The organism is Ruminococcoides intestinihominis (genome assembly GCF_040096285.1).
GTDB lineage: Bacteria > Bacillota > Clostridia > Oscillospirales > Acutalibacteraceae > Ruminococcoides > Ruminococcoides intestinihominis.
In genome coordinates, this window is record NZ_JBBMEY010000053.1 from 1 (window position 1) to 10,393 (window position 10,393).

The 10,393-nt window shown below is 32.5% G+C and carries 8 protein-coding genes; 7 read left to right on the forward strand and 1 reads right to left on the reverse strand.

The genetic code is table 11. The features are described from left to right. Window positions 1-250: 250 nt before the first annotated feature. Window positions 251-583 carry a cupin domain-containing protein gene (locus WMO18_RS09695; RefSeq protein WP_022506355.1) on the reverse strand — a complete coding sequence of 111 codons (333 nt, stop codon included), beginning with the start codon at window positions 581-583 and terminating at the stop codon, window positions 251-253. A gap of 336 nt (window positions 584-919) precedes the next feature. Here WMO18_RS09695 and WMO18_RS09700 point away from each other — a divergent pair, with 336 nt between their 5' ends. The 7 genes from WMO18_RS09700 (at window position 920) to WMO18_RS09730 (ending at window position 10,123) form a co-directional block, all read left to right on the forward strand. Beyond that, on the forward strand, window positions 920-1,387 hold the full coding sequence (locus WMO18_RS09700) for a MarR family winged helix-turn-helix transcriptional regulator (RefSeq protein ID WP_211148481.1): 468 nt from the start codon (window positions 920-922) through the stop codon (window positions 1,385-1,387). Window positions 1,388-1,604: 217 nt separating this feature from the next. Beyond that, on the forward strand, window positions 1,605-2,342 hold the full coding sequence (locus WMO18_RS09705; RefSeq protein ID WP_211148482.1) for an SDR family NAD(P)-dependent oxidoreductase: 738 nt from the start codon (window positions 1,605-1,607) through the stop codon (window positions 2,340-2,342). Window positions 2,343-2,381: 39 nt separating this feature from the next. Then, entirely contained in the window at window positions 2,382-4,865 is a 2,484-nt protein-coding gene (locus WMO18_RS09710) for a LicD family protein (protein WP_367286569.1), read from the forward strand. A gap of 19 nt (window positions 4,866-4,884) precedes the next feature. Continuing rightward, window positions 4,885-7,326: a LicD family protein gene (locus WMO18_RS09715; protein ID WP_211148372.1), complete on the forward strand. Its 2,442-nt coding sequence runs from the start codon at window positions 4,885-4,887 to the stop codon at window positions 7,324-7,326. Next, complete coding sequence (locus tag WMO18_RS09720) at window positions 7,319-8,524, forward strand: LicD family protein (protein WP_211148373.1); 1,206 nt, start codon at window positions 7,319-7,321, stop codon at window positions 8,522-8,524. Before WMO18_RS09715 ends, WMO18_RS09720 begins: the two co-directional genes overlap by 8 nt. A 9-nt stretch (window positions 8,525-8,533) precedes the next feature. Continuing rightward, entirely contained in the window at window positions 8,534-9,367 is an 834-nt protein-coding gene (locus tag WMO18_RS09725) for an N-acetylmuramoyl-L-alanine amidase family protein (RefSeq protein ID WP_211148374.1), read from the forward strand. Window positions 9,368-9,388: 21 nt separating this feature from the next. Beyond that, on the forward strand, window positions 9,389-10,123 hold the full coding sequence (locus WMO18_RS09730; protein WP_211148375.1) for a hypothetical protein: 735 nt from the start codon (window positions 9,389-9,391) through the stop codon (window positions 10,121-10,123). Window positions 10,124-10,393: the final 270 nt, after the last annotated feature.

The window sequence follows — 10,393 nt, forward strand, 5'->3', positions numbered from 1 at the left end:
ATTCCATATTAGTTGAAACTATCAAATAGCACTACAAACCCTAATTTATCTAGCTAACCTTAACCCACAATAAAAATTAAAAAACTAATTTATACAACTATATTAATCTAAAACAAATTTAAAGAAAAAAGAATACATATAAAGAAAGCAGTTTGTGAAAATTAAATCACAAACTGCTTTTTCTTAATCATTTACCTAATAATACTTTATTACTAAAGCTGATTTTCATTAATCAAGGTAAAATCAAAAATTACTTCTGTACAGGAACAACACAGAACATAACAAAGTCCTCATCACCTGTATTGATGATACTATGGCTATTACCATTAGGGCAATAATGACACTGACCGGCAGAAAAAGATTCTTCACCGTCGTTATAAAGGACTTTAGCATTACCACTAATAGCATAAACAATTTCCCCATTACCTTCATGCTTATGGTAGCCGATAGATGCACCCGGCTTTAGGACAGCTTTCATAATCTTGCCATGCTCATCGTCAAACATTTGAGCAGAAATTTCTTTTTCTCCACCTTTAAAATTTTTAATAACTGTTGTTTCCATATTATTATAATCAAAAATCACAATAAAACACTCCTTGTTGTAAATAAACTATTAACATTATACCATCAAATTATGAATAAATAAAGTGGAAAAACCAAATTGTTTTTGTATTTTTCATTCATTGTTCATAATTTATTAATAAATTCAATCAAAAATAATCAGTTATAAGCTGATTGATAAAGTTTTCACAATATTTTATTCAAAAAGCAGAAAAATTGTGCATAAAAGTGTTGACATTACAGAAAATATATGTAAAATATAAATATGCAAATTAAATTATTACATTTTTAAAATGAATAAATGCAAAAAATAAAAAAATATAAAATATATAAATTTAAAATTAAAGGAGTTTTTACTATGGGTAACGAACTATACAACAACACAATCATCCTAAACAAGCTATGTAAGGCTATCACAAACAACTACCGTAACTGTGCACAGACAAGCTTAGTTAATGACGAGGTTATCTCACCTACAGGTATGGCTATCCTTACTAGTCTTTATGTAAACCCTAGTGATGACACAATCAGCAACATTGCAACTAACATTTATGTTTCTAAGGGTCTTGTTTCAAGAGAAGTTGAAAAGCTTCGTAAGGACGGTTACCTACAGACTATCTCTGATGAAAATGACAGAAGAATGGTTAGACTAAAGCTTGTTGACTCAACAATTCCTCTGGTACAGAAAGAAATGGAAACACTTGATGTTCTAACAGACAAAGTTACTGAAGATATTTCTGAAGAAGATTTCAAGAAGTTCCTTGAAACTGTTGACAAAATTCAGAACAACCTTAACCACCTAACTTATTCCGATACACATAACTAATAAAATAACCGGTAGTATTTTCCTTCAATTTAGCTGTCACGAAAGTGGCAGCTATTTTTTTATATTGTAAGTAATTTGTAACCCTAAATATTGTTGACTTATAATATACCAAATGATAAAATAAACTAGTTAGAGTATGTGTATTTTTAGCCTAGTAATCAGCTGATTATTACACAGTTTTTATAAAAATAACTAAATTTATATTTGAGGTATAATTATGGCAAAAACAATGATTGTTACCAGTGCTACTTCAGGCATCGGCAAGGCTATTGCAAAGAAATTACTAAAAGAATCAACAGATAAAAACGACAAGCTAATTATAAATTATTTCGACAAAAATCAGATGGAAGAAATGTCAAATGAACTTTCCGATACTGATAAAGAAAAGGTTACTTTCATTTATGCCGATATGTCAACATATGAAGGCATGGAAGGTTTTGTTAATGATGTACTAAAGGTATCTGACAAAATCGACTGGCTTGTATGTAACACTGCTATCGGCACATACAAGAAGTTTGAAGAATATGACTATGAACTATGGGACACAATCCTAAGAACAAACCTTTCTGTTCCTACATTTATGGTACAGAAGTTTAAGCCACACTTTAATAACGGTGGCAAGATCATCTTTATGGGTTCACTATGTGGTAAACTTTCATACAGTTCTTCCCTAGTATATTCTGTTTCAAAGGCAGGTGTTCATCACCTGGCAAAGTGCTTACTTAAGGAATTTGATGGTCAAAATGTTTCTATCAACGCTATTGCACCATCATTTGTTGAAACACCTTGGCAGAAGGGTCGTTCACAGGAAAGCTACGACAGAATCAACAGAAAGATTAACCTTCACCGTTTTGCACAACCTGATGAAGTTGCAAAACTTGTATATGACACAATGACCAATGACTTTATCAACGGTACATTACTTGAAATTAGTGGTGGTTACGAATATTTCTAATTAATACTTTAAAATTCACTTATTTGGAGTATATAAAAAATGCTAACACAACATCAAGAAATTTTGTATCAGCTACTTATTGAGATGGCTGATATTTGCACAGAACACAATATTTCTTACGGTATTGGTAGCGACACACTTTTGGGAGCAATCAGCATTAACTCTATGCTTCCGGAAAGCCACACTATCTCTGTTTATATGAAAAGCAATGACTACTACAAATTCATTGAAATTTGCAGTAAAAAATGTGAAAGAACAAACCATCGTTTCTTAGATTGTAGAGAAACAAATGAGTTTTGTACAAATTCTTTTGCCAGATATGTAAACACAAAAACAACTTTAATTGACAAGCACAACCTAATTACCGGTGACAAAGCCGGTATTGGTATTGACATTTACTGCTTGGATAATGTTAGAAATCACAAAAATGATGCTGAGCATTATTACAAAAAGTTAAGGCTTTACTGTGACTTTCTTAACAATAGCAAGAACTACAGTATACCGTATGAAGACAACAAATTTTCTTATCTATTTAATAAAGCAAAAGGCAAAGTAGTTTCTAAAGAGTCTATTCTTGAGTCTTTAGAATCTAACCTGGAAAAATTTAATAATTACAACTGCAACTTTTATATGGTTAGAGAACCTTCATTGCCTGTATGTATTCCAAAAAGAATTGTAGGTTCATTTAATTCTATAGTAACCATTGCAGGTAGAAAGTTCAGAACTTTTGAAAATCCTTATTCTTACCTTTCTATTATATATGGTGAGGAATGGATGTATCAGAACAATCCTAAAAATACAGATGATACACTTATCCTTAACCAAAAAACCACTTATGAAAATATTAAGTCAGAGCTATATAACTTTATTGACAAAGAAGAACTTGACAAAAAGTATAATAGCAAAAAGAACTTTGACGTTTTAACAGAAAAGCAAGGACTAAAGGTTCAGGACTTTAGAAGTAAAATCGAACTTATCGGTAAAAGCCTTGAGGACCACAACTTTTTGCGTAGCAAAAATGATGAAATAGAAAAAGCTATTGAAGAAGAAAACTACAACAAGCTTTCTGAGATTTTTTCTGAATACATAAAAAATCAAAGCAGTAAAAAGCTAATCGGTAGCAAGGATTTGGACAACATATATCGCTACCATCACCCACTACTGATTAAGATTGACCCTGAATATTATGAGGCAGTTGTACTTACACTTTTTCATACCAGCAGAATTGACAAGGCAAAAAGGTTCATTCAAGTTTACTCATATCATTTCAAGAAAACAATTGTAATGAAGGTAGTTGAAGAAAATATTTTCCACTACAAAAAAGCCCTTGTTCTCATTGATGAAAATAAATTTGACAGAGCTATTACCCTACTTGATAAACTGCTAAAGAAATACCCTAAGAATATTTCTTTTATTAAACTGAAAATATACTGTTTGTTAAAGAGTTTCTTTGCTGATGACCACACAGTAGAAATCAAAGGTCTTATTAACTTAGGTCTTGAGATATTCCCTAATGATGGTGATTTGCTAAAGTATCAAAATGAGCTTTTGATAAATGATGACCTAGAAAAAGCTATTTTAGGATACATTGATGCTTACTTTAAAACAGACAATATTATTACAAAAAGAGAAATCAGGTATACCCTTGATAAGCACCTTGATACACTTATTAAGGATACCCATAACATAGATTTTCTCGACAGACTTCTGCTTATTCTTAATGATGACTTTAGGTTATACAACAAGAAGTTTCAGCTGATGAATAATGAAATAGAACAAACAGAAGGCAGAGAAAGAAAAGCTAAAAAGCAATATGACTTTGTGTATTATCTTGTAAACCTAAGATATAAATACAAAGAAAAATTTGCTCAAAATATTTTTTCAAAAACAGAAAGAACAATATCACAGTGGTATCACAACATTGTTAAAGGAATTTGCAAAAATGAATTTATCACCTGTGTTTCAGCAGAGATAATCAACTGTACCGACTTTAACAAGCTGTCTATGATACTTGACAACATAGACAGTCATATGGTGAACATAGATATTGGTGACATTAATTATCTATACTGTTTAATATTAAAATCCCATGTGCTAAGAAAAATTGGAGAATTTCAAAAGTCTAGCAAAATTCTGATTCAGGTTGCTAAGGAGAACAAAGACCCTTACTTAACAATTGTAATCAAAAAGGATTTTTTAGGTGAAATAAACTGTATTTATAGAGAACTTACAAGTTCAATCGAACATATTTATGACAGTAGTTTTGATAGCAAAATCAGTGCTAAAAAAATTAACGAAAAAGAAAAAAGTGATGAAAAATCTGTTTATGATTTTTACACAGACAGAATCAAGGGTATCTACCCAAGTGTTCTGAATTTCTTAGAGATAATCACTAAAGTTGGACTGATAACTATTCAGCAAAGAAACGACTTTATAAAAGACCTTTCTATTGATGAAAGCAGTACCTTTAACAAGGAAATTGCAGAAACTCTCTATAAATTAACTGGTCAAATTCAAATTTAATGTAAGGAAATAAAAAGCTATGATGACTGATAAACAAAAACATTTGTATGTTCTATATAAAGAAGTAGATGAATTATGTAGAAAGCACAATATTGACTACCAGCTTGCCGGTGGTACACTAATCGGTGCTATTCGTCACAGAGGTTTTATCCCATGGGATGACGATATGGATATTACAATGACAAGAAACAACTGGGAAAAGTTTGTTCAGGTTTGTAAGACTGAACTACCTGACAACAGAATTTTGGAGTGTCAGGAACTTAACCACAACTTCCACAATGTTATTGCAAGATATACAGACAGAACATCATCTGCTGTACACTCAACACAGGTACTTTTTGATGATGTAGCAGGGGATATGATTGACATTATCTGTTATGACTATCTACCTGACAACAACAAATCATGGAAACAATACACAAAGGATATTACACTATACAGTGACCTTATTAACCCTTGTATTGTTTATTCCTATCGTTTCGGTTACAACCACTTCAGATACGGTTTCTACCGTTTAAAAATGAGATTTCAGGGCAAAGACAAGGTTCTTGATAATCTACAAAAGAAGATGTTTAGCTACAAAGAAGAGGATTGTCCTTATGTAGTTCTTCGTTGGGGTGGTACACCACTGTTATTCAGAAAAGAAATCTTTGGTGACAGTAAGAACTGGGTTCTTTTTGAAGATACTATGGGTCAAGCACCTGACTATATCAGCGACTACCTTGTAGAACACTATGAAGATGAATGGATGTTTGTACCTCCTGCTACCGAACAAGCAGGTCACAACGCTATCTTCTCACTTGATACTGACTACAAAGTTATCAGAAACGAAATTAAGCATTTTGTTGACCCTGAAAAACAGATGAAAACTTTTCTTCGCAAGAAAGCTTTTGTTATGCCATTTATGTCACTATGGCTTGTTGTTAAGAACTTTAACATTTTAGTTTCTCTAAAGTCAAAGGCAAAGAGCTTTAGAGACGAATATAACAATTGCAAAGCTGATATTAACAGAGCATATGAGAACAACGACTTTGCTACACTTGAAGAAATTTTCTCAGACTATATTGCACTACAGTTCCGTAAGGACTACTTTGGTCGTGACAACTACAATGATGTTTATAAATATCGTCATCCTGTATTGCTAAAGCTATCGGATGAAATTGCCGACAAGATTGTACTTACTCTGTTTAACAGAAACAACATCTCAAAGGCAATGAGATACATTACAGTTACTGAACAGAAGAAAGTTGTAACTCCATTTATGCTAGGTCTAAAGAGAGATATTCTTTTCTTTAGAGAAGCAGTACACAACACAAGTATCGGTAAACTGGTTGATGCTGAAGAACAAAGTGAGTATTTATACAAGAAATATCCTTACTCAATCGGTGTTATTAAGCTAAGAATTTACATTCTAATGAAACTTGGAATGAACAAATATTTCCACGACCTTAACAGACTTGTTAACCAAGGTCTAAAGATTTATCCTGATGACGGTGATCTTCTAAAGTATCAGCTTGACCTTGAATGTGGTGGAAAAAGGGAAAAGCTTGTTAACTCATATATTGATGCTTTCCACAATACTCTAAATGGTTTTACTCAGCTTGACATTCAGGATATTGTTACAGAGAATATTCCTAATATTAATACAATTTTTGATGCAGAAAAAGCACTTTCTGTTCTACCTGAAAACACAGACCTAATCAACAAGTATGTTGACTTAGTAATTAAGGAAGGCAAAAACGACAAGGTATATTCACTATTTGCATTTCTTAAAGACAAAATCCGTTTTCTCTCTGATAAATACGAAAGTACAGTTAACAAGGTTACTTCTTTCTTTATTGCAGTTGAAAAGGAAAATAAGTTATTCCTAAATTCACTGCTTTGTGAAGATTATGATGAACTTCTAAAGTTAGAAGAAAAGGTTAACAAGCTACAGGACTCAAGTGTTAAGGACCTTATCCTTGGTGATATTCTTTACAAAAAGGGTGAAAGCGAACAGGCTATTGAGTCCTACATTAAGGCAACAGAAAACACAGATAACGACAAGACACTTTGCATCTTAAAGTACAGATTCTTTAGTGACCTTGAAAAGTTGGATAGCTACTTAGAACAAGTTAACTTCTTACGCAAACTAAATATTGAAACAAGAAAAGAAGAAGAAGCCTCTGAAGAAAGAAAGGCAATTATGCGTAAGAATATGTTTGAACAGTGGAAAGCTCCATACAAAGACAGTAAGACAATCAGCAAAATCTACAGCAAGGTTTCTCTAATTGACAAAATGTTTGTTGGTGAAGGAATTGACCTTACAACAATGATTGACATTATTGAAGAAGTAGGTGCATATGCTGACCCTGAAGTTAAGACAACTCCTATTGTTTTAGGCAAGAGATTTAGAAATACTGTTGATGGTCCTCAGCACACAGACCACAACCTAGTTGCTCCCGGTGATAGTAATGTATGATAAATCTGCAAGTATTTATGTAGTAAAGTTACTTGAAGAACTTGATGATATTTGCAAGAAAAACAATATCTCCTATTCCCTATACGGCAAAACTGCAGTAAGTGCAATTACAAAACACACTATCGAAGATGATTGTGCCAGAATAATAATGCACAATGATGACTTTACAAAGCTATGTAAAGCAATGAGCAAAGAAAGACTTTACACTAGAACCTTTGATTCTATGTACAATAACCCTGAATATATGGATTATTCAGCAAGATACTGCAACAGTGAAACAACAAATATTTCCCTAGACCAAAAGTCAAACATTTTTATGTCCGGTATATATGTTGAGATTTTGCCTATTAGAAATGAAGAAACCACCAAGTTTCAACATTTCAAGTTGAGATTTCTTGAACATGGATGGGAAAAACACTTTTGCAGTTTTGTAAATGTTGAAAGTTTCAAGTACCTTTTGCCGGTACCTATTGTTAATATAATGAAACTTACAGGCAAAAACAAAACATCCAAAAATATTTTTGAAAAACTTTCATTAGCCCATTCAGGGAAAATCACTTCCCGTTGTTCTATTAAGGGTTTTAACGAAACACTTGAAACTTTCTCTTATGACCCACTTGCAAAAACAAAAAATGTAGAGATTGACGGTAAGAACTTTTCAATCTCTACCAGGATAGACTCTATCTTGGATAAACTGTTTAGCTATGATTGGCGAAATGAAATTCCAAAGGAAGAAAAGGACAACATTGTTCTCCTAGACACTTCCTGCAAACAGTTTTCAAGAACACTAACTCGAAACAAAAATATATGGAAAAGATATTTTAGAAGGAAGTCACGACATATGTTTATTTACAAATTTTCTAATAAATATGACAGACAGAAAAAACACATTTGGAGCTTAGCAAAAAGAACCGGCACAAGAGCCAGACTACACTTTTACTATATGCCAAAGATGGGTGTTATTCGTAACCTTGAGAAAAACAAGGACTACTACAGACTGTCACAGATTATGAGACCAAACAGAATTGCAACACTTATTGCTTTTAAACAAGGCAAAGGCTTTGCAGTTAACAAGGAGCTTTTTGATATTCAGATGATGTTATTTAGATTTGAAGGTAATGATGAAATTGCCGATAAGCTGGAAGAAATCACTCCTGAGTATTATATGAACTCTATTATCTCTCTTGACTCAAAGTAAGGTAATCTTATGAAAAGAATTATTAGCTTTTCTTTACTGATAGTTTTCCTCATTTCTTTCGCAGGATGTGGAAAAAGTTCTGAAAATACAGAAAGTACAGAACAGTCAAAAGCTACTTCACAATCAGTTACTGCCACTACCCATAATACTGAAAAAACTACCGAAAATTCAACTATCAAACCAACTGAAAAGAAAGGCAAACTTTCCGGTTTTAAGGTTCTCCTTGATGCAGGTCACGGATGTAGTGGCAATTATGTTGAACCAAAGTATAAAGGTGCAAGTGACAGTGAGGTAACTTACGAAAACAGTTCAACAGGTAGCACCGGTGTTGTAACAAAAAAGCGTGAGGGTGACTTAACTCTTGAAATTGCTTTGAAGTTGCAGAAAAAGTTACAAAATCTCGGTGCTGATGTGCTTATGATTAGAACTAAGAAAACTACACCTATGAGCCTTGTACAAAGGGCAGAATACGGCAACAAGCACAAAGTTGACTTGGCATTTAGAATTCACGCTGACGGACTTGATGACCAATCAGTTAACGGTGCATCTACCCTATACCCATCAGCAGAACATATTAATAATAAAATAGCAGAAAAAAGTAAGAACATTGCGTCAATTATTCAAAGGGAATACATTAAGTCAACAGGACTTGCAGACAGAGGTACTGTTGAAAGAAATGATTTAGTAGGCTTTAACTTTACTACTGTTCCTTGTATTCTTCTTGAACTTGGTTTTATGACTAATCCTGAAGAGGACAGAAAAATGTCAGACAAAAAATTCCAAGAAAAAATGGTTGACGGTATAACAAACGGAATGATTGCTTATTATACAAATAAGCATTAAATATTTTTGAGGTGATATTTTATGTCAAATGGAAAACATGGAAATAACAGTCACAAAGGACTTGTAATCTTAATTGTAGTTATCCTTATTGTAGCAATTCTTGCAGTTGGTGGTTTTGTATTTAGAAGTGAACTGTCAAAGGCATTTAACAGTGCTAAGGATACTATTATCGGTACAACAACTACAACAACTACCACTGTTTCAACTACTGAACCTACAACAACTTCTCCTATTAGTCAGAATGTAATTAAAGCTGAAGAATATGTTGATAAAATGTCTCTAAACGAAAAAGTTTGTCAGTTATTTGTTGTAACACCTGAACAGCTAACCGGTGTTGATGTAGCTACAGTTGCAGGTGAAACAACAAAATCTCAGTTAAAGAAATACCCTGTCGGTGGTATTGTTTATTATCCTCAAAATGTTGAAAGTAAAAAGGCATTTAACGAAATGATAGACACTACTCAGTCTTACTCAAAAACACCTCTATTCATTATGAAGGATGGCTCAAAAACAACATTTACTTACAAAGACCAGCTACAGGTTTCTGATAGCCTAGCAAAAAGCAAAAACATTAAGAAGGATGTTCTGACTGCTTTTAATGACGGCAACCAGATTATCCTAATGCCAAAGGACTTAGGAACTGCAGTAAAGACAATTACAAGTGCAGTTAAAAACGGCAAAATTAAGGAAGAAGACCTTGAAGTTGCAGTTGCCGAAATTATCAACACTAAGTACGAAAACGGTATTATGAAGTAATAATCTTACAGTATTTTAGTATTATAGAATTTTAGTATTATAGAATTTTAGTATTATAGAATTTTAGTATTATTGTATTATGAACAAGATAATATTGTATTAAAGGTAAGATAATTATAGTATTATAAATAAGATAATATAACTTATTAGTGGGCATTAAAATGCCCACTTTTGTTTTTTATTTTTTTTAATTTTGTCTTTTTAATTTTGATTGTGGTTAAAGGCAAATTTGTAGTGAGAATATATACCATAAAATCATATGAAACTATG